This is a genomic window from Ralstonia mojiangensis (assembly GCF_023955645.1).
GTDB classification, from domain to species: Bacteria; Pseudomonadota; Gammaproteobacteria; order Burkholderiales; family Burkholderiaceae; genus Ralstonia; species Ralstonia mojiangensis.
This window is the reverse complement of sequence record NZ_JAMXHU010000005.1, coordinates 666224-687241: the sequence shown is the minus strand read 5'-3', so window position 1 is coordinate 687241 and position 21018 is coordinate 666224. Positions and strand designations below refer to the sequence as shown.

Annotated in this window: 16 protein-coding genes; 9 read left to right on the top strand and 7 right to left on the bottom strand. The window is 60.0% G+C overall.

All coding sequences use genetic code 11. The features are described 5' to 3' along the window. Window positions 1-104 precede the first annotated feature (104 nt). Entirely contained in the window at window positions 105-1637 is a 1533-nt protein-coding gene (gene pdxR, locus NG898_RS23480) for a MocR-like pyridoxine biosynthesis transcription factor PdxR (protein ID WP_252694671.1), read from the top strand. A gap of 102 nt (window positions 1638-1739) precedes the next feature. On the opposite strand, the gene NG898_RS23475 is transcribed toward pdxR, so the two are convergent. Further along, complete coding sequence (locus tag NG898_RS23475; RefSeq protein ID WP_252694670.1) at window positions 1740-2615, bottom strand: DUF2242 domain-containing protein; 876 nt, start codon at window positions 2613-2615, stop codon at window positions 1740-1742. Between the two features lie 434 nt (window positions 2616-3049). Between NG898_RS23475 and NG898_RS23470 the strand changes: the two genes are divergently transcribed. Both NG898_RS23470 and NG898_RS23465 read left to right on the top strand, forming a co-directional pair. Then, window positions 3050-5380, top strand: a complete 2331-nt coding sequence (locus NG898_RS23470) for a sialidase family protein (protein ID WP_252694669.1) — start codon at window positions 3050-3052, stop codon at window positions 5378-5380. Between the two features lie 375 nt (window positions 5381-5755). After that, window positions 5756-6280 (top strand): hypothetical protein, encoded by a 525-nt coding sequence (locus NG898_RS23465; RefSeq protein ID WP_252694668.1) that lies wholly within the window; start codon window positions 5756-5758, stop codon window positions 6278-6280. 203 nt (window positions 6281-6483) lie between these two features. Here the strand turns inward: NG898_RS23465 and NG898_RS23460 are convergent, their stop codons facing one another. The 3 genes from NG898_RS23460 to NG898_RS23450 are packed head-to-tail and all read right to left on the bottom strand — an operon-like array spanning window position 6484 to window position 8340. Then, the gene (locus NG898_RS23460; protein ID WP_252694667.1) at window positions 6484-7062 is read right to left on the bottom strand and encodes a hypothetical protein; all 579 of its coding nucleotides are present in this window, start codon (window positions 7060-7062) and stop codon (window positions 6484-6486) included. 56 nt (window positions 7063-7118) lie between these two features. Next, window positions 7119-8060 (bottom strand): hypothetical protein, encoded by a 942-nt coding sequence (locus NG898_RS23455; RefSeq protein WP_252694666.1) that lies wholly within the window; start codon window positions 8058-8060, stop codon window positions 7119-7121. Window positions 8061-8082: 22 nt separating this feature from the next. Beyond that, the gene (locus NG898_RS23450) at window positions 8083-8340 is read right to left on the bottom strand and encodes a hypothetical protein (protein WP_252694665.1); all 258 of its coding nucleotides are present in this window, start codon (window positions 8338-8340) and stop codon (window positions 8083-8085) included. Between the two features lie 403 nt (window positions 8341-8743). Between NG898_RS23450 and NG898_RS23445 the strand changes: the two genes are divergently transcribed. From NG898_RS23445 to NG898_RS23435, 3 genes are all read left to right on the top strand, one after another. Further along, on the top strand, window positions 8744-9736 hold the full coding sequence (locus tag NG898_RS23445; RefSeq protein ID WP_252694664.1) for a restriction endonuclease: 993 nt from the start codon (window positions 8744-8746) through the stop codon (window positions 9734-9736). An 85-nt stretch (window positions 9737-9821) separates the two neighbouring features. Continuing rightward, on the top strand, window positions 9822-12824 hold the full coding sequence (locus tag NG898_RS23440; RefSeq protein WP_252694663.1) for an RNA-directed DNA polymerase: 3003 nt from the start codon (window positions 9822-9824) through the stop codon (window positions 12822-12824). Between the two features lie 389 nt (window positions 12825-13213). After that, window positions 13214-13495 (top strand): hypothetical protein, encoded by a 282-nt coding sequence (locus NG898_RS23435; RefSeq protein WP_252694662.1) that lies wholly within the window; start codon window positions 13214-13216, stop codon window positions 13493-13495. A gap of 658 nt (window positions 13496-14153) precedes the next feature. Here NG898_RS23435 and NG898_RS23430 read toward each other — a convergent pair. The 3 genes from NG898_RS23430 to NG898_RS23420 form a co-directional block, all read right to left on the bottom strand. Then, window positions 14154-14822 carry a hypothetical protein gene (locus tag NG898_RS23430; protein WP_252694661.1) on the bottom strand — a complete coding sequence of 223 codons (669 nt, stop codon included), beginning with the start codon at window positions 14820-14822 and terminating at the stop codon, window positions 14154-14156. Between the two features lie 94 nt (window positions 14823-14916). Continuing rightward, window positions 14917-15684: a glycoside hydrolase family 25 protein gene (locus NG898_RS23425; protein ID WP_252694660.1), complete on the bottom strand. Its 768-nt coding sequence runs from the start codon at window positions 15682-15684 to the stop codon at window positions 14917-14919. 206 nt (window positions 15685-15890) lie between these two features. Beyond that, window positions 15891-16364, bottom strand: coding sequence for a helix-turn-helix domain-containing protein (locus NG898_RS23420; RefSeq protein WP_252694659.1), 474 nt, complete (start codon window positions 16362-16364; stop codon window positions 15891-15893). A 364-nt stretch (window positions 16365-16728) separates the two neighbouring features. Between NG898_RS23420 and NG898_RS23415 the strand changes: the two genes are divergently transcribed. From NG898_RS23415 to NG898_RS23405, 3 genes are all read left to right on the top strand, one after another. Further along, window positions 16729-17727 carry a response regulator transcription factor gene (locus NG898_RS23415; RefSeq protein ID WP_315862504.1) on the top strand — a complete coding sequence of 333 codons (999 nt, stop codon included), beginning with the start codon at window positions 16729-16731 and terminating at the stop codon, window positions 17725-17727. Window positions 17728-18049: 322 nt separating this feature from the next. After that, on the top strand, window positions 18050-18790 hold the full coding sequence (locus tag NG898_RS23410) for a response regulator transcription factor (RefSeq protein ID WP_252694657.1): 741 nt from the start codon (window positions 18050-18052) through the stop codon (window positions 18788-18790). 314 nt (window positions 18791-19104) lie between these two features. Further along, window positions 19105-20994, top strand: a complete 1890-nt coding sequence (locus tag NG898_RS23405) for an HrpF/NolX family T3SS translocon protein (protein ID WP_289813096.1) — start codon at window positions 19105-19107, stop codon at window positions 20992-20994. The last annotated feature ends 24 nt before the right edge of the window (window positions 20995-21018 follow it).

Genomic DNA, 21018 nt, shown 5'->3' with positions numbered 1-21018 from the left:
GCTTGAGACCCAGTGTGGAACAATCACGCCCTATAAATAAGGGCCAAGAATTGTCGAAATGACTAGTCCAAGTCGTCTCCGCCTTTCTTGCCGTCGAGGCCGCCATGAACGCTCCCACACCCGCACTCACCATCGAAATCGACCGGCAAGAGTCAGTGCCGATCTACCTGCAGATTTGCGAGCGTTTCCGGACGGCCATCGCGGCCGGGCATCTGCGCCCCGGCGATCGGGTACCTGCATTGCGGGGCCTCGCGGCACAACTGAACACAGCGCGCGGCACCGTGGAGCTGGCCTACACGATCCTGGTGGATGAGGGCTACCTGCAGATGCGCGGGGCGGCAGGCACATTCGTGTCGCCATCGCTGCCGGCGTCGGTGGTGCGTTCGGCAAGGCGGGAAGCGCCTCCGGTGGCGGAGGGCAGGCGGGGCGCAGGAAGACGGCGCGACCACAAGACGCCGGACGCATCACTTCGACTGCCTCCAACCCCCGCGCGCCCGTTGACGATTGCCGTGGCCATGAGCGGCGAGCCACGCCCGCTGCAGCCGGGCCTGCCCGCCCTCGACGCGTTTCCGCGCAAGGTATGGAACCGGCTGGTTTCTCGTCATGCGCGCAGTGCTGAACGCGCGGTGCTTGCGTACCCCGATCCGGCCGGCTACCGGCCGCTGCGCGAACACATCGCCACCTATCTCGGGCTGTCGCGCGGTGTCACCTGCTTGCCCGAGCAGGTGTTCGTAACCGGCGGCTATCGCGCAACGCTGGAACTCGTCTTGCGCAGCCTCGCCCAGCCGAACGACCACGTATGGTTTGAAGACCCGGGCTACCTGCTCGCGCGCAGCTTTCTGGCCGAGACCGGCATGCAGCTCGTACCGGTGCCGGTGGATGAAGAAGGGCTCAACGTCGAGCGCGGTATCGAACTGGATACGCAAGCACGCTTTGCCTTGGTCACGCCGTCTCATCAGAGCCCGTTGGGGCACACACTTTCGCTCGCAAGACGCATGGCGCTTCTGGATTGGGCAGAGAAGGGGTCTCGCTGGATCGTCGAAGACGACTACGACAGCGAGTTCCGCTATCAGGGGCGGCCGTTGCCCGCGTTGAAGAGCCTCGACCGGCATGATCACGTCATCTATTGCGGCACGTTCAGCAAGATGATGTTCCCGGGTTTGCGGCTCGCGTATGCGGTCGTGCCCGAGCGCGCCATCGAGCGCGTCACGCGGGTGGCATGCAGCATGAACGCCGGCTCCCCAACGCTGTTGCAGGCGGCGGTTGCAGACTTCATGGACGAAGGACATTTCGCGCGCCACGTAAAGCGCATGCGCGCGTTGTACGGCCAGCGGCGCATGTTGATCGCGCACGCGCTGGAGCGTGCGTTTGGCGACCGATTGCATGTCGAGTTGCCGCCCGGTGGCGTCCAGTTCGCCGTGCAGTTCACCGAAGGGGCAGACGGCCCTGTCGACGATGTTGCCGTTGCCGCGCGTGCCCGTGAGGCGGGGCTCGCCGTGCTGCCACTTTCGATCTGGTATGCAAATGCCCGAATGTTGCACGCGCCACGCGGCCTTGTGATCGGCTTCGCCAACATTGCGGATGCGAGTGAAGCGGCCCGTCTCGCACGAACGTTGCGCACGTGCTTGCCTGACTGACGCCCGCAGAAGCCAGAAGCGCTCCAATACGCGCCCCAACAAAAAAGCCGCCCCGAAGGCGGCTTTCCTCTTATGTAGCGGCAATCGACGCGTGCATCGCGCTCAGCTCGCGCCGCCCGTTGTCGAACTCGCCGGTTCAGATGCGGGCGCGGTATTCGGCGCTGGTGCCGGGGTCGTCACTGCAGGGGCTGATGCCGGTGCAGCTTCAGCCGGCGCCTTCGAGGCCGGCGCAACCACAGGCGCCGCTGCAGGCGCAGACGCCGGTGCAGCAGCCGGAGCCGATGCCGGCGCCGCCACCGGCACAGGCGGCGCGGCGGGTGTGGGTACCACCGGCGTGGTCATCTTCATCGGCTCGCCCTGCGGCGTGGGGGCGGGCTCGGGCAGCGGGGCCACGTGTTCCCTCTCTGCCGCCTTGGCGATCTTGCGATCTTGGCGGGCGGGGTCGATCTTCAGGAAATGGTCGACCAGGTTGAAGTAGCGCTCGTAGAACACCCCGGCCGGAATCGTCTCGCTTGCCACCTTCACCATCGAATCGTCACCCGAGCCGATGGGCAGCGACACCGAGCCCAGGATGCTCAACCCCACGCTTGCCGACGTGCTCGTCTTCTTGAGCGTGTAGCGGTCTTGCACCGCGTTCACATAGGCCGTGCTCGACGTGCCCTCCGTATTGGCCTCCGCGCACACCACATGGAACGAGATCACCACGTGCGAATCGTTGCTCGGCTGGAAATTCTTGCTGCCGTCGATCGTGTCTGCGCGCGGCGAACTCGACACATACCCCTGGCTCAGCAGCGCCCGGCGCGCGGCCTCGCACGTGGCGTCGGACTTGGCGTGGAAGGTGCGCGCATACGGGCTTGCCGCCGCATCGAACTGCTCCTGCTGATAAAGCGGCGTGGGCGCAGAGCTGCACGCAGCCAAAGCGGCAGCGATGCTGGCAGCAGCGCACAAAACAGACAACGGACGGAAGCGGTAGGGCATGGCGTTGGGCAAAAGGGCTCGGCCGGGTGATGGTGCGGCGGCGGCGCCACTGCGTATGCAGCGCAAGTTTTGTGCGCGGCAGGCGGTGGCGGCGTAGGCGGGTGGCCGGGCGACATTATAAGTTTGTCTGGTGACACGTCACCCGCGGCGTGCACCCATTCTGCGCGCACCAACACGGCGCTCCACCGCCACGCAAAGCCAGCGCCATCAGGCGGTTCAGCCCCAAGTCTCAACAAAACTCACATTGCGTTGACCCACGCACGCGCGCGGTGTCTTATCGCACCCGGTGCGCGACACCCCACTTTAGTAGGGGGTGGCATCCACCGGCAGCCGCCGCGCTCTCAGCCAAACGCACGAGCTACCGCAGCGCTGCAGGGTTCGCCCGTCCGTCTGGCCTATCGATCAATCGAACAATCGAAGTCTAGAGACCCCTGATGAATAGAAATTGCAACGTCCTCATCCCGGCCCTGCTGGCCGCTCTTCTGGCTGGCTGCGGCGGCGACGGAAGCAGCGTCGCCGGTAGCGGCGGCACGGCTACACCGGCCACAACCGCAACCACAGGCACCGTCGTCTCGCCCAGCGGCGGCCAGTCGGGAACCACCTGGACCAGCGTCAAATGGGGCGGCGGCGGGTATGTCACCGGCCTCATCTACCACCCGAGCAACGCGGGCCTGCTGTATGCACGCACCGACGTTGGCGGCGCTTACCGCTGGGACACGGCCAGCTCCACCTGGACGCCCATCACCGATGGCATCGGTTTTGGCGCAGGCGAGGGCGATTTCCACGGCGTTGAAAGCATCGCGCTCGACCCGAACAACGACCAGCTCGTCTACATGATGACGGGCATTACCGTCACGCAGGGTCACAACGGCCGCATCTACATCTCCAGCGACCGCGGCAACACCTGGACGCACTACGACCTGCCATTCCCCGTGGGCGGCAACGACAACGGCCGTGGCACCGGCGAGCGCCTGCAGGTGGACCCGAACAACCCGTCGACGCTGTTCTACGGCTCGCGCACGGCGGGCCTTTGGAAGAGCGCCGATTCGGGCCGCACGTGGACGCAGGTCACGGGCCTGTCTTCCACCACCATCAACGGCGGCAGCTCACCCATTGGCGTTGAGCAGGTGATTTTCGATACGTCGGGCAAGGGCGCCGGCCAGCCGACGTGGATCATGTGGGCCACCGTCGCGCCGGACTACGCCAAGGCGGCGGGCCTGACGTCGACGCTGTACAAGTCCACCAACGGTGGCTACTCGTGGGCGCCGGTGCCGGTTCCGTCCACCGTGTCGGGCTACTACATCCCGCACGTGGTGCGCACGTCTGACGGCACTTTCTACATGGTGTTCAACGCGGGCGTGGGCCAGGGCATTGGCGGCCCGAGCTATCTCTACAAATTTGGCGGCAGTAACAACAGCGACTGGACGCAGCTCAAGAGCTCCACCAGCAACGGCTTTGGCGGCTTGTCTGTCTTCGGCCTCGGCGCGTCTGCGCGCATCGCGCTGGGCATGACGGGCTGGAGCGACACCAGCAAGAGCATCCAGCTATCTGACGACGGCGGCCTCAATTGGCACGAAATCGCGGCTGGCATGCCGCATACCGGAACCGCCGCAGGTGGCTGCGCCGGCTGGGTGGAAAGCGTCGCAATCGACCCCGCCAACCGCGACCACATCATGCACGTGCATGGCGGCGGCATTTGCGAAACCATGAACGCCTCGTCGCCCGCGCCCACCTGGAGCGCCAAGGTCGACAACCTTGAAGAGACCGTCACCCTGGCGCTCGTGACGGCGCCGCCCGGTGCCTCGTACAACTTCATCAACAGCGCAGGCGACATCGGCACGTGGGTCAATACAGACCTCACGACGCGGCCCACCAAAGGCCCGTTGAACACGTGGAGCAGCGGCAATTCTGCCGACATGTCGTGGGCCGACCCGTCGTACATTGCCGCCGCAGGTGTGGATAACGCCAACGGCCATGTCACCAAGGGCTTCTGGTCTGGCGATAGCGGCAATAGCTGGTCGACGTTTGCATCGCTGCCCAATGGCGCCGCCGCAAGCCAGAGCAACGTAGGCAACCTGGTCGTGCCGTCACGCAACAACGTGACCTGGGCACCGCCCGATTCGGTGCCGTCGTACAGCACCAACAATGGCGCGAGCTGGACGGCCACCAACCTGCCGGCGTTCAGCGCCACCTGGAACGGCTACGCCCGTGGCTACCGCCTGGCCGCAGACCGCAAGAACCCCAACAAGGTCTACGCCTACGACTCCGGCGGCGCACCGTGGAGCTGGCAGCGCGGCAAGGTCTACGTCTCGAACGATGGCGGCCACACCTTCACGCTCAGCCAGGGCTCCGTCAACGCAAACATGGCCTGGAACTCGTGGTGGGATACATCCATGGTGGTCAACCCCAACGCCGAGGGCGATATCTGGCTGGCTGACGGCGCTGCCGTGTACCACTCGGTGGATTCCGGCGCCACGTGGACAAAGCTCAACGCCTTTGCATCCGCCAACGGCACGATGGGCGCCACCGTGCTCACCCTGGGCAAGGCACAAGCGGGCGCGCCGTACTCCGCTGCCATCTACGTAGAAGGCACGCTCAACGGCGTCTGGGGCATCTACCACTCTGACGACGGCGGCGCAACGTGGTCGCGCTTCAACGACGACGCACACCAATTTGGCGGCTCCGGCGTGATGGCGGGCGACTGGAACACGTACGGCCGCATCTACGTCAATGGCGCCGCGCGTGGGCTGATCTATAGCAACTGATGTGGGGAGGACTGATCGATCAACGATCCGTCGATCAGTCATTACGTCACCCGAAAGCTGGTTGCCGGCTTTCGGGTTTTTTTATAAGAGATCGAGAATGGGCGGCTTGACGAATCGCTTCGGGATCGTGCCCATACCTTCGCTACGGTTGCCATGCCTGCCCCAGCCGGCGACAACAATGGAGTTCATTGCTAACCAAACACTCCGATCACTATGGGCGGCTGCATCTCTAAAACGGGCGGGGCGCACGGTCCCGTCACATACGGTTCCGATGGATATGAATCGGACGTCGAAACACGAAACAACCGCGCCACGTCGTCACAGGGCTCGCGTCCTGATGCAGCGCTGAGCGGCCTGGTCCCCTTCGCGAGACGTGTGTACGAAGACAGCACGCTTTACCACGGCACCAAGCGCGAGCACGTGCCATCGATCCGCAAAAACGGCTTCCAGAAGGAACGCAAAAGCGACGGAGCGACGGAGGGCGGCGGTGGCAACTTCATGATGCGATTCAGTAGTGGCGGCGTCACCGCTTCCAGCGAACACCACTACCTATCAAGCAGCCGTCAGATGGCGAAAGACTTCGCCATGTATGCCGACCCGGATCGGCCCGCGCTCGTGCGCACGATTGGTGTTGCAAACAACGTTCATCTGGAGCAGGACCCCTACTCCGAGGGGCCTGCGCTGCGCACCAGGGACTCGATTCCCCCGGCGCATGTGCTGGGTTCGAAGCGGAGCCCCGCAGGCGCCAATGCAAAGGTCTTTCGCGATGAAATGCAGAAGGCCGGTCACGACGTCTCAACAAAGCAGGCCGGGCAACTGTTAAGAGAGGTGCAGTCCGATTCCGAGGATGACGCTTACCCTTCGCACGACGAATTCATCATGCGCCATTTGCGTGGCTAAAGACGTCGTTGATTGAGTCAATCGCCCAGGTGCCGGACGTGTTGGGCACCCGGGCATCCACGAACGGTTGTCCTGTCTCGTAGCCAGAGAGTTGCTATCGGTGCGTCCGCGATCCCGAGTTGCGGACGCAACGACGAATACGCTTCGGCAACTGTTTCGGCGTACTTAGCGCGGCCAGTAGCGTTGAAAGTCGCCCACATAACTCAGACACGTCTGAGCAGCGTGATGTCGTCACATCTGTTCACCGCTGCAAAGCCCGACCGCCCTCTTGAGAACAACGGCGTCGGACCCGCCAGCCACCGGGCCAACGGGAAGTCTGTGAAGCCGCCTCGCAATATGTCTTGCAACTGCAAGTCCACGCCCAGTTCAAGCTCCCAGCCTCCAGCAATCACAAACGTGTCTGCCACACGGCTGATGGCTTCAGCCGCGTCCAGAAGGTGCGGCTCCAGTTTGGCGAGCGCCAAACTCAGCGGCACAGGCAAAGACACCACAAAGCTCGCCCGCATGCCGTTGCTTTCCGTATGGATGCTGCTGCGCGTGCCATCGAGTAGCGCCACGCGGTTGCCATACACGAAGAGCAGTTCGTGTTTGCCGGGCTGCTCTTCAAGCAGACGTGGGGCGGCTGACCACGCTTCGCATTCCGACGCCCCGGTCACGTAGTTGATGCGGCAGACCTCCTGCGGCTCGCCAAAGAATCGGGAAAACGCCGTGGCCAGGGCGGAAATGGTCGTCAGTCGATCTGCCGGCGATGTCGTGCGCTCCAGCATGATCGCGATATTCATGTGCTCGGGCATCGTGTTGGAGATTGGGCGCCGTGTGCAGTCGAAATGTGGCGCGGCTAACGCGCGCAAGCATCCAGCAACTTCTTCCTGTAGTCCTCTTTCTCCGTGGTCATGTTTGCCACTGCAGCATTCACCGTAGACATGCACTGCGCGATGGCCTCTTTGGATGCGCTGACCTTCGCCGCTTCGGTCAGATTTTGTGAGGCCACCCCAGTTGAAAACACCTTGCCTGCCAGCAAGGCGACCGATGTAGACGGAGCGGCCTTCCCATCCGTAGCGGCGACGGTTCCACCGCCTGACACGTTGCCATCAAACCGGCCGTACACAGAGAACGCATCCCGCTTCTCTTGTTTCAGGAGGCCGGCTGCTTCTGCCGCTGTCGTACGTTTTTGGTTGGCCTCCGCTTGTGCTGCCTGGAGCTGGTTGGTTGCGGTTTGCAAATCGCCGTTGACGGGATGCAGTGAAGAGAACGTGTCAAACGCCTGCTTGGCCGTCGCCTCGTCCGTGTCAGCTTTTTGCTGGTCTGCTGGATTGGGCGGCGGGTTCTTCTGGCGCAGTGCAGCGCTGGCGTTCTTTGCACTGTTATAGGCATTGTTCAGTCGATCCTTTTCCTTCAGCGCGTCGACCTGAGCGGACAGGATCGCCACGTTGTTCAGTGCCTTCACGTAATCATCGATCTTTTGCGCGTTGACCTCGTTCACCGCGGTGGATGGGTCTTTCTTGCCGTCCAGCGAGCCATACGTGGCCTCAATGGGGATCACCTTTGAGTTGCCGGAACTGCCGTCCGGCGCCTTGGCCGTAACAGCAACCGGTACGTACGCCGCGTCCACGATATCCACCCCCGCGCTGACCGTAATCCCCGAAGAACTCGCCGGGTTTGACGTCAACGAAATCCCTACCGTACTGCGCGATGAGTAAATCAGCGCCGATTGCGGAAGCGCGGTGCATCCGGACAGCGCATAGGCAATGGCTGCCGCCGTTGCGGTTTTCGCGTACATAACCCCTCCCTTGGTCGCCCTATCAATCTGCGGTGCAGATGTTTTTGCCCGCAGAAATGGTTTCTAGTAGTTCTTTCGCTTTCTGCAGGTCGGGTTGGTTTCGGATAACCAACACGATCTTGCAAGGCGCGTCGCCCGCAATGACGATCCGCTCTTCTTTTGCCAAGCCGATCGCCACACCGTCCTGTAGCGGAACGACGCCAATGCCCGCTGTTTTGATAACCAACGTCCCGCGTGCGTCGCCGGGCTCAATGCGCACCGCGCCGGCGTGATACGACACCGCTGTTTGCGCTGGGCCGGACACCTGTACAACCGTGCAGCCGCAAACCGTCAAGCTCACAACCGCAGCAGCCGAAAACGCCAGTATTCGCAAGGGCATACGGATGGCGGTAGGTAATGGGCCGGCGACATTGCCGCGCAATATATGGACTGTCGGCCGCGTTATGTTGTTCTGAGTGGTTTGGGCATCCTACTGCACAGATGCGACATCTCGCCTCCCTCCAGAGGGGTAATCTCAATCGGAATAAATCGCTTGATTTGGGGCTGCCAAGCGGCATTCTGTGGGCTATGCTATTTCCCAACAAAATCCGAACCTCATTACCCAATTCGGATTATTAAAAACCGCCTAGTCCTAAATATCTAAAAAGGCGGTCCCAAGAAAGAAAACCTTCAAGGGTCAGGCAATGGGGCGTAGGAGAAAGAAACAAGCATCCACCAGCGACATGCTGCTGTCGCTGCCATGGTGGATGCTGGCCATTGGCTCGGCGGCCAGTTACCTGATTCTTCACAACATCCTCCCTGCGGCGTTTGGCGCCAACCCGCTATTGAGCGCCGTCGGCATGCTGGCGCGCGGGCTGGCTTGGATGCCCGCGCTGCTGCTCGGCTTCTTTGCCGTGCTGTCGTACCTGCGGGAGCGCAGCCGGCAGGCCGATGCCCGGCTAGGGCCCCCGCGCACGGAACCGACTGGGCGAGCCCGCCCGCCGAAGGCACCGCCCCAGCCCGCCCGCAACGCAGCGGGCAGCAACACGCCCAACCCGCCTAATCCGCCTAACACCACTCGCAACACCACCACACCCACGCAAGCCCCCACGCCGGCAGAACCCGCCACGCCCCAGAGCTGGACGCTGGAGGCCATCCAGTCCCTTGAGTGGAAGCGGTTCGAGCTGCTGTGCGTGCAGTACTACGAGCAGATGGGGTTTGCCGTGAAGACCGTGCCGCACGGCCCGGACGGCGGCATTGACGCCACGCTGTACAAGGCCGGCCTGGATGCGCCCGTGGCGGTGGTCCAGTGCAAGGCGTGGTCCAAGCCCGTAAAGGTGGAACAGGTGCGGGCGCTGGGCGGCTCCATGCTGGCGCACAAGGTCAAGCGGGGCGTGTTCTGGTCTTTGTCCGGTTATGTCGGCAACCCGGTGCAGGAGTTTTCAGAGCTTGCCGGTATCCAGCTATTGGACGGGCCGGCGGTGCTGGAGCGCATCCGCGCGCTGGCCGAAGACAAGCAGGCCGCGCTGCTGGCGAAGGTGTTTGAGGGGGATTACCGGACGCCTTCGTGCCCGGCTTGCGGGGTGAAGCTGGTGGCGCGGAATGGGAAGGGTGGGGCGTTTTGGAGGTGTATTAATCCTTCGACGGGATGCCGGTATTGGTTACGGATACGTGGCGAACACGGTGTTGAAGCGTAGGGTATTTCTTTGCAAATCATCTTGAGGCCTGGCGCACCTAAAAGGGGGAGAGATGGTGAAATGTAATTGGTTTGCCATATAAAAAATGATTACTCTTTCTGATTTGTATTTGGCTTATAGAAAAGCAAAGGCGGAGGCATTCTATGAGAACACTCATTTCCATGCCGTTGCTTTCACCAAGTATGAGCAAGAACTTCACGAGAACTTGGTGCGATTGCAGGAAATATTAAAATATGACGGCGGTGAGTGGGCTGAAGAAAATCAATTTATAGGTGATTACGCATACCTCCCTAAATCCGTAGATACGGCTTGCTGGGAAAATGCGCACGATGGGCATTTTCGTGCATTGGATCCATATGATGATTGGCTCCAGAGGTTTGTTAGCAGTCGCAATCGCATGGCGCCCGCAAGCTTGCGCTTGGTGATGCGTCCTAGTGTGGATTTACAAATTATATCGGCTCTTTGGATTATGCAGGTGGGGCATCTATTTGATGCCGTTCTTGATAGAAATACTTCGTTCGGAAATCGGCTTCGGCGCACGGCCTCACGAAAGAACACGAGCCAAAAGAGCGAGCCTGTTTTGAACATGAACACGCCTGCGTTGTTTTCGCCATATTTCTCGGCGTATCAAGAGTGGCGCGAACGAGGACTCAGAACGATGGAGCAGGCGCTTGAGCAGGAGCGCAGTGTCTTGGCAGTAACGATGGACATCGCCAAGTTCTATCATCGTGTTTCACCGGAATTTATACTCCGCCCCGCTTTTCTAAAAACCATAGGCGTCAATTTGACGGTTGGGCAGAAAAGATTCACCGGCCACCTGCTGAAGGCAATAAATACTTGGTATTCGGGTACACCGGATTACAAAGATCGACCAGAGGGGGCTATTCCGGTAGGTTTGTCTGCATCGAAAATAATTGCGAATGTATTGTTGGCCCAATTTGATAGGGCAGTAATGGAAAAGGTCAATCCGCTTTACTATGGTAGATATGTGGATGATCTCTTTCTTGTTTTAGATGCGGCAGAAGAGGACGATGGGGCTATAAGCGTAGGGCAGAGATTGTCGCGAATCCTTACGCCCCTCCTTAAAGTTCAGAATGAGAGCAACGGTCCACCGTCGTTGAGGTTGAATTTGCCATACGCCAAGGATTCTGACCTAGTATTTACAGGAAACAAGCAAAAGATATTCTCTTTGTCGTCTCGACACGGCGCTGATCTTATCCATTACATTCGCGCCCAGATTCGGGCGCAGTCTAGCGAGTATCGCTTACTGCCAGCGGTGCCATCGACAGCTAGTGAGATGGCGTCTCGGGCTTTACTGGCTACGCCAAATGCGTCTCTCCAAGTTGATGCCCTCCGCAAAGCGGATGTCGTCTCGGTACGTAGACTTGGATTTGCACTGCTTCTAAGTGATATCGAAACATATTCCTTAGATTTGGCACCTGCTTCTTGGCGAGGTTTGCGCGAGCAATTCTACGCACTTGCGCAACGGCATATTGTTACTCCAGTAGGATTTTTTGATTATTTTTCGTACATACCAAGAATATTTGGATTGATGCTGGCATGCGACGATTTCAGCGCAGCAAGGGAGTTGATCGATGGGTTGGTTAAGGTTTCGGATTTGCTTAAGAAGACCACCACCCTTGGAAATAAGAAAAATGAAAAATCATTCCAACTATGCCTTGAACAGTATTGTCATGCATTGCTGGAGGCAGGGTTGGCCGCAGCAAGTGCGCGAGATTCGGTTGTCAATTCAAGCTATCTTGGCGTCATACGGCGATTGAAGAAAATTAGCGCGGATGTTGTGCTGCCCGGCTCGGTAGAGACCTTGCGTCGATTGGTAAAGCAGGTCCTTTTGGCCGACTGGGGACGCAGGCCCTACAAAGATTATTGGATTGCCGAGCAGGATAGAGATGAGCCGGGTCCTCCGGTGCCTGCCCAGTGGGCAATACGTAGACAGATTAGGTTGGGTGCTATTCGAAAATTTAGAAAGCAGGTTTCTTCCTTAAAAACACCATTTTGGCCCGCCCTTGCTTTTCCAACTCGCCCATTAAGAGCCGATGAAATACCGTTAATATCGCCACAGGTTTTAAAAGAGCCGGATCTATTTAGAGAGGCGATAGGCTTTCTTCGTGGTGCGAAAGTGGGGTCGGGGGACGAGTTAGGTTTCCGATTGCCGCCTCCGGGATCGGGCGTGTCCACTTTTGTTGTTCCCCGCCGAAAACGAGAAATTATTCGCATTGCTGTAACCAGTCGTGAGACGACGCACGAACAATGGGTATCTGCTGCAAAAAATAGGCATGATCAATCTATCCAGCGATACGAAGAATTTAATGATCTTGTAAATAGAATTCTGCGCGAGAATAAGCGCCCGGACTATATTGTTATGCCTGAATTGAGCGTGCCACTGCGATGGGCGCTTCGGGCAGCTCGCAAGCTGGCTTCAAACGGAGTGTCGCTGCTGACCGGGGTTGAATACTATAGGGATAAAGTGGCTAAAAAATTGAGGAATGATTGTCTTGTTTCCCTAACTACAAGATGGCCGGGTTATTCTTCCAATATTGTTGTCTTGCAACCCAAATTTGTGCCAGCTCATGCAGAGCGAAAGGAGTTGAGTAGAATCCTAGGTATGAAGAATGCGCTTTTTGAGCCCACCGGTGTTCACAGTATTCCCACGGTATTTCAACATGGAGATTTCTTTTTTTCGATATTGGTTTGCAGTGATTTGACCAATATAAATCATAGGAACTCTTTGAGGGGGGAAATTGATGCCCTTTTCGCTTTGGAATGGAACCAAGATACCAAGACTTTTTCCTCTCTTGTAGAGGCAACCGCAAGCGATCTCCATGCGTATGTGGTCCAGGCCAACAATAGACTCTACGGTGATAGTAGGATTCGCTCCCCTGCTACCAAGGACTACGCTAGGGATGTTGTCCAGGTCAAGGGAGGTATAAGTGATTACTATGTTCTGGGTAGCATCGAGCATCGGGCACTTCGTAAAGCACAGCGTCGAAGAAGTGGAGGAGCGTTATTTAAACCAGTCCCAATCGGCTACAGAATGTCGTTAGCAAGAAGGAAGGCATCTGGCTGAGGCGCCAAATCCTCTTCCTGAAATCGTAGTCTTGCGAATCAACGATCCAACCCGCTAAACTCCCCCCGCTGCGGCAACAACCGCAGCCGGGACTGCAATCCCGAACAAGTATTTCCCGTGAGTGCCGATATAGCCCTCGCGTGTCGTCGTTCGCCCTACGGGCGGGCCTCGGCGGGGAGGGCCTCGGCCCTGCCGGTTCTTGGAAACACTTGTCGGTATTGCAGACCTTGTCGTGTGCCCGCCCACCCTCCCAGGTGGGTGGCTCCTCACTCAACCAGAGGCAAGACAATGGATCAACCGACCCAAGCCGTACCCATCCCACGCGGGCATCGCCCCGCAAATGGCAGCTTCGCCAGCATCGCGCAACGTCCTCCGTCCGGAGGTGCCCGATGAGCCTTGAGACCAACATCCTGTATGCACAAGGCGCCCTGAGCGCGCGGGATTATCTGCGGCGCACGCAGATGAACATGAAGATGCACCGGCAGTTCGAGCCGCATGCGCTGCGCTTTCAACTTCAGTTCCACGTCAAGGACAAGGCCCTCGATTACCAGGCCGGGTTCATGGACGCGATTGGGGCCTACATGCTGACCACGCTCGATGGCGTGACAGTTGACCTGTACCGGTGGGAAGTGCTGCAAGTGCTGGACCGCGTGAACCGCAAGAAGAAATAACTAAAACAGCAGTAAAAGCGAACCCGCGACGGGCGGGGGCGCTAGCGTCGGGCGCAACGCCCAACCCTTTACGTGCCGAGCCCAGCAGGCCGAGCACGACACTCAAAGGCCCGACCGCCACGGTCCGAGGCCCATACGCCGAGCGCCAACACCCAAGCGCCGCTCTCAGACATTCAAAATTTCGAGCTCAAACACTCGCGTGCCGAGGTTAGAGGGGCGACTGCCGAGCTAAAACTGTCGAATGCCGAGCGCAGAGGGCGGAGCGCCACTGTCCAAGGTCCGATACATCGGAGCTTTGAGAGCCGAGCGCCGAGCTCGGAGCCCGGAAGATGGAGTTCAGAGCTCGACACGCCGAGCTCAGAGCTCGGAAGAAGGGGTTCAGAGCTCGACACGCCGAGCTCAGAGCTCGGAACGTGGAGTTCAGAACTCGACACGCCGAGCTCGGAGCTCGGAAGGTGGAGTTCAGAACTCGACACGCCGAGCTCAGAACTCGGAAGGTGGGGTTCAGAGCTCGACATGCCGAGCTCAGAACTCGGAAGGTGGGGTTCAGAGCTCGACATACCGAGCTCGGAGCTCGGAACGTCGAGCCCTGGCGGGGAGTGGGGAGTGCCAAATTTCTGTGTTTAAGGTCGGACGTTTCTACGTCTGCTTGCCCACCTCACGCGCAGGGCGATAACAACACCGGGTCGATGGTCGTGTCCTTATCTGTGATCAGCCCCTTCAGTGCGCCCATGTACGAGAAGTACTGCGCAGCGGCGCTGTCATCCAGTTTGGCCGGCACGGGCAGCAAGGCGGCAATCTTGGAATTGACGAGCCCGTGCGCCGACAGGCTCAGGGTGCCCTGGAACTTGCTGGTGTTGCCGCCGGCCGAGAGAAAGCCAAACAGGTTGGGCAGCGAGATCGCTCCGCTGCTGGAGTGGTAGGTGATGTCCAGCCGGATGGAGATGCCGTATTTGTTACTGCCATCGCTGCGGTACTGCTTGAACGAATAGATCGTCAAAAAATCCTGGCCCTCGGCGCTAGCGCTGTTGGTCAGCACCTTCAGTGTGCCGTCTGCCTTGACTTCGTATGTCGTGAGCGTGGCCTCAAACTCGTTGAGTTGGTCACCGCTGATCAGGAGGTCTTTGGTGGTGGACGTTGACGTCAGGTTTTGCGCTTTGGGCACGAATAGCGCTTTGGCTTCATCCACCTTCATGGATTTATTCTGCAGCGCGGCTTGCGTCGTGCACTGCTGTGCGGGCGCTGCGTTTGCGGCCCACGTCAGTACGGGTGCGCCGGCCAACAACAGCGCGCCAGCCCCGGTATAGAACCTATGCTTGGTCTTCATGGTGCGATCCCTCCCAATGTTTTCTGTACGTTTCTGTACCTATGTGCACTGCGTAAGACGTGATGCCGCCATACAGGCGCCTGGTGTATCGCACTCAGTTTTGCGCCTCGACCGTGGGTGAGCGGAAGGGCCAGCGGGCCTTCAGTTCTTCTGGGCTGCCGTAGAAGACGTTGATGTCCATGTAGCGATCCGTGCCGGGCACGTTGTACAGGCACTTGCCGGTCTGCTTGCAGTTCTGCTCGCTGGAAAACTGCCAGAGCGCATATGTCGTCCAGACCCCTTTGGGGAAGTCGGTGACCTTGCTGAGGTAGCGCGCATACCAGAGCGGTGTTTTTGAGAAAACCGTCGCTTTGCCGCGTGCTTGCTCTGTGATGAGCCGGGTGGTGCTGTGGTTGGTGTAGAAGACCGGATAGCGGCCGGTCTGCTGCGCGACGTAGTCGATAAAGGCCTTCGCATCGGCGAGCGACATGTCGCGCGACGAGGTGCCTTCAATGTCCAGCGCAATCACCTCGTTGTCTGTCGGGCCCGTGAAACCCAGATAGAACTTGGCTTGAGCGATGGGGTCGCCGGGTCTGCCAAGGTGATACGAGCCCCAGAGATAGCCGCGCTTCAGCGCTTCAGCCTTGCGCTCCTGGTACTTGGCGTCGGTCTCCAGCCCTTGGGTTGCGCGGTGGATGATCGCGACAACGCGCTTGTCTTTGGCAATTTCGTCCCAGTCGAGCTTGTCATTTCCTTCATATGGGTCAATGACAATTGCCCGATTGCCGTCATCCCACGGCTTCGTAAATTCACCGTTCTGTGCATGGCCCGCAAGCGGCGCAAGCGCGCACACGCCCCAGAGCGCCAATTTCCTGAGTGTCATGTCCCGCCCCTGTCCCTGATATGTGCGGCTTGGGCGCCGCTTTCATGAGACTGGTGCACAGGTCTTCCATCCGAAATCCCCAAAAAGAGGGGTTAGCTGAAAGGAGGTGGCCTAGCCCTTTATTGGGCTGACTCACGCCACGGTCTGGCTCTTGGGCCTCTCCGTCGCTTATGGGCGCGGAATGTCGCGCCCCCTCCATGCGCCGCTTAACTCACTTGCCGGCTGCGCTGGTAAATCGTCGCCAGCTCTGTGCGGTTGCGCGCACCCAGCCGGGCGAGCAGTTGGCGCATATGGGTTTTGACGGTTTCGATGCTGATGTGCAGCCGTTCCGCAATCTCAGAGTTCGAGCGGCCGCAGACCACTTCTTGAAGAATCTCGCATTGGCGGCGGGTGAGTGGCTTGGGCTCCGCATGGGCAATCAGCGTGTCGGCGCCTCTGCTGGCGGCCGGCCCTTGCGGCTGCAATGCGCCGCTCAGCATCTGCTGCACGTCTTCCAGGGCCATCGGCTGCAGCGTGGGCTGCGAGGGCAGCCAGGTGGAGTCGTTCAGGAGCGAGCTGTCTACGAATATGACGGCCAGCGATGAGGGAGCGGCGTCCCAGCGCGCAACCATGGCGGTCGATGTAAGGCCGGTGCTGTATAAGTCCGGCAGGCTGGTCGACGATAGTAGTGGCGCTGGCATGCGGGTCCCCCCAAAAAAAGCATGATGCAACTTCGGTTAAGGCTGGCGGGGTGCTGGTTCATAGCCACAATGCAGTCCTCCGCAGGCGCACTATCGCAAAATCGGCCGGCCGGCAACCATCGCTATGAATAGCGATAGTCAGTGCGGGGCAGGTGCGTTACGGGGTGGGCCAAATCCTGCTTTGGCCTGGACCCGGCAGCGCGTGGCACCACTTAAGTGCACCACCTATAGCCCTGCGCCGTTATGCCGATAGTCCTGTTTGTATTGGTACTGACACGTGTGACCCGATCACCACAACGAATCCCCAGACTCAACAGCCGGTAGCAAGCCGGCTAAGCCATTGATGGATCTTTCCACAGCAGAATTGCGCGCGCTGCTCGATATCACGGGGCGTCTTCATGAGCCCTCGAGCCGCAGCCTTGCCGAACGCCCCGAGCTGACCCAAAAGCTCGGGTCGCTGCTGCATGTGGATCTCATGGCGCAGTTGTTCTGGTGGCCGGGCGGCGCGCACCATCCGCATTCCAGCGCCTTGTGGGGCAGAGATCAGGGCATGCGCGTGGAGTATCGACACTATTTCCATGCGTTCGATCCGATCTCGGAGCTGCTCCAAGGCAGCTTTGAACCCGTGGTGATCGAGCGGAAGATCGCCCGCGCGGAGTGGGGCCAGTCGGAGTACTTCACCGACTATCTCTGTCGGCATCAGGCGTATCCGGGCATCAGCCTGCGCGTGCCCGACGCCAACGGGATGCTGCTGGACTATCGATTCAGCACCAGTGACCCCAAAAAACGGTTTGGCGATCGCGAGGTATTGCTGCTCAACCTCCTGAAGCCGCATCTGCTGAATGCCCAGCACCTTCGCGTGATTCAGGAGGGGCAGGAAGTCGACGCCGATACCGAGATGCACATGCCCACGTTTGTGCTCGACGGCACGTCGCCACCCCAGCCGAACGCCAAGGCACGCGCCATCATGGCCGGCGTCAGCAGTGAAGAGCGTGACGCGCTCTATAACGAATTGGCCGCGGTGGCCGACGGGTTGAGCGACAGGCAGTGGAACGGCTTCGGGTTTTGCGTGGAGCGACCGAGTGAAGACAGCAGCGCTGCGCCGGTGTATCGGGTTCACCTGATCGCGCGGGTGGTGGGGTCGTCCGCGTGGTTCCAGCAGCGGTTTGGCGTAACCGCGCGCGAAGGCGAGGTCTGCCACCTGATGCTCAAGGGCATGTCAGACAAACAGATCGCACTGGCCCTGAACATCAGTTACTGGACGGTGCGCACGCACGTAGGCCACATCATGAGAAAGGTGGGCGTGGACTCACGCAGCGCCATCGGGCTTGCAGCAATCACAGCTGGCGGACTACCGAAATAATGTATTGGCGGGCATACATGTGTGCCGCGTCGGCAACATTTTGGTTGCCGGAAATTCAATCATTCTCAAATCGTTTTTTAAAACGACGTTGATCTCGGGGGCGCTGCGCCAGTGCAGCTTGCATATCGGCCCGCCTTAGACCTCAGACAATCGGCAATTGCCCGGCCGACTTCCCCCCTCACGAACCGACATGTTCTGGCGGATACCCCGCCGCCGCATCGCTAGTCATAGCGATGGATGAACACATTGTGAACGTTATGCTGTCGCAAAACATAAAAGCGGGGTGGACGTATTGATCGGCCTCGCACCGTCGGGGTCTGCCATGAAGTTCGCCGTACTCACCACCAATCCAGCCAGTTTTACTTATGTAGCGACTTGCCTGTCAGCGCATGACGTGACGTGCGTCCGGTTTGACGACGCAGTAGCCTTTGTGCGCTCCGGGCACACCGATGCCTTCGCGTTGCTGATGATCGATGCGCAGCAGTTCAGCAAGGCCGCACGACTGTTGTTCTCCGGGCGCGAACGCAACGCCAACATGCCCTGGCCAACGCTGGTGTTTGGCCACTTTGCCGAGGGCCACGAGATACGCGGCGCGTTTGACGCCGGCGTCGACGACGTCATTTCCGGCCACTTCACTGCCGAGGAGTTGTGCGCCCGCATTCGCCGCATCCTGCGCGGGGCCCGCAAGTCGACTCAGGACGCCCTCGATACGCAGGTGGTGGTCGGGCCCTACCGTCTGTGTCGGCTGACGCGCACCGTCACATTGCACGACGTACCGGTTCGGCTCACCGCACGCGAATTTGCCACGGCCTGGCTGCTGTTCTCGTCGTCGGGGTCGTTTCTGTCACGCCAGCAGATCGCCTCTGCCGTGTGGGGCACAGATGCGAGCGTGGCAGAGCGCTCGATCGAACAGCACATCTACAAGCTGCGCAAGAAGCTGGGCTTCGGCCCCGACACCGGCGTCGAGCTCAAGACGGTCTACTCGCGCGGCTATCAGTTGGCCGTCGAGCCGGCAGGCGGGCAGTCGCGCAGCGTCGACCCTAAAACGATGCTGGCGGCTTGAGGCCGCACCGGGCAGCTGCAGCTTCAGGTTCCAACCACTTCGGATGCCGCGCCACGTTTTCGGCCGGGCAGCCGCTGCTGACCTTTCCCACTCTTACGCTGGGTTTCCAGGCATCCGCATTGCAATGCGGGGCGCCATTTCGTGCCCGCTCGGCCAGCGGTGTTGTGCTGAGTCGGCGGGCGGTTGAAGGGAAACGCGATCCATACGAGGCATGACGGCATGCGTGATCCGTACTTGATCGCGAAATACCGGCTATGCCACAGGTCGCAACGACACGTTCAAGTGTTCAAGTGGGAGCAGGTATGTCCGTTCATATGTCTTCATCCAATGCAGCCGGCCGCGAAGCCAAGCATGCAAACCGCGGCGATATGGCTGATGCAGCCGTCGATACGCTAACGTCCGTTGCCGGCATGGCCGGTGCGCCAGGCCAGCAAGGCCCATCCGACCAGACGCAGTTGAGCCTTTACCAAGGCATCAGCGCCAAGCTGACTGCGTCGCTCGCTTCTGAAAACAGCGATGACGACGACGATGACGACGACGTCACGCAAAACAGCGGCAATCGGCATGCGGTGACGCAGCCCAATGCCGCGCCCCAGCAGGGCAATGCAGGGTCTTCACAGCAGGCTGGGTCGGCGCAATCCACCGTGACGTGGAATGGCGGCACGCTCAGCCAGCAGGAAGTGCAGATCGTGTCGGTTCTGGATCGGCACAAAGACCAATGCCCGCTCAGCTGGGATGGCCTGCAGGACAAGATCAACGACCCTTCCACGCCGCCTGACCTGAAAGCGGCGCTGCAGGGCTTGGCACAAGACCAGCAACTGTTCACCGCCATCGGCTCGCAAGGTGACGGCCGTTGCGGCGGCAAGATCAAGGCCAAGGACCTGGATGCCTTTACGGCGGAACATGCGCAGGTGAGCGCGTTCAACGAGCAGCAGGCCAAGAGCTTTGAGCAGAACTACATCCCGTCGGATGGCAATGCGAATGGTCAGCCTTCCGTCATGACAGAAAGCGATGCGCTGCGCGAGCTTTACAAGTATTCCGACAACCTCACGAAGAACCTGGGCGAAGACGAGTTCAAGCAGATCGTTGATGGCGACGCCAAGACCGGCAAGACGCCGCCGCAGGTCATTGCAGCGGCGCAGTACTTCCTCGACCACAAGGACGCCTGGAACCGCGTGACCGGCGGGGGCGAGGTCAACAAGGCAGACTTCCTGCAAGCTGCGTCGTCATCCATGAGCCTGACGCAGGCCGAGCTGAACACGCTCAAGACGATGAACGGCAACCAGGCTGCGTTCTTTGGCGACGGAGATCTCACGCGAGACAAGCTGTCGAGCATGGCCAACAACAAGCAGCTCGACCCGAACGTCCGCCAGGCAGCGACGCATCTGCTGCAAGACCCGGTGCTGTTCAGCCTGATGAACAACGCCATCACGGGTTACAAGACGCACCACGGGTTCTTCGATTTCGGCGGTGGCCATACGGTGGATTCCGGCAATATCGCTGGCCGCGATTTCCAGAAGTTCTACGGCAACCTGTCGCAGGCCAACCAGACCGTGCAGAAGCCGCAGACCCACACGCCCAAGACCGACGCAGACAAGATGGCCGTCGCGTGCATGTTGATGGGCACGGCCGACCAGCCCGAGATCAAGTCGCCCAAGCACAACGGCGGTTTCCTGATGCACGCCATCGATACCGCGCTCAAGGTGGAAGGCAAGTTGCTGGACTGGGCATCCATGGCGGTGGGCGCGCTGAGCTTCATTCCCGGCATTGGTGAGCTTGCGGACGCCGCATCCACGGCGTTGGAAGCCGAGTCCCAAGGCTGCAACGTCCTGCATGCCATGGTCAGCGGCGGCAACGTGAAGAAGGCGCTGGAAGAGGCGGGCCTGAATCTGGCGGCTGCTGCCATCGGCAACATTGGCGGCCCCGAGGTTCGGCTGGCAATGAAGGAAGGCATCACCAAGATCGTTGCCGAGAAGGCCATCAACGCGGGCATCAATATGGGCGTGTCAGAAGCGCAGGACCACGCGGAGAACTATCTGGCCGGCCTGAAGGCGCGCTTGGAAGATCCCTCGCAGTCGCCGGCTGGGCAAGATGATTCGCAGGAGGTTGGCGAGGACAGCGCGACGGTGGATGCCTCTGCCACGGAGCAGCCCGAGCCGCCCCAGCAACCCGAAGAGCAGGCCGAAGAAGACAGCGTCGTGTAAGGCCTCCGCGCAACGTGGGCCGCT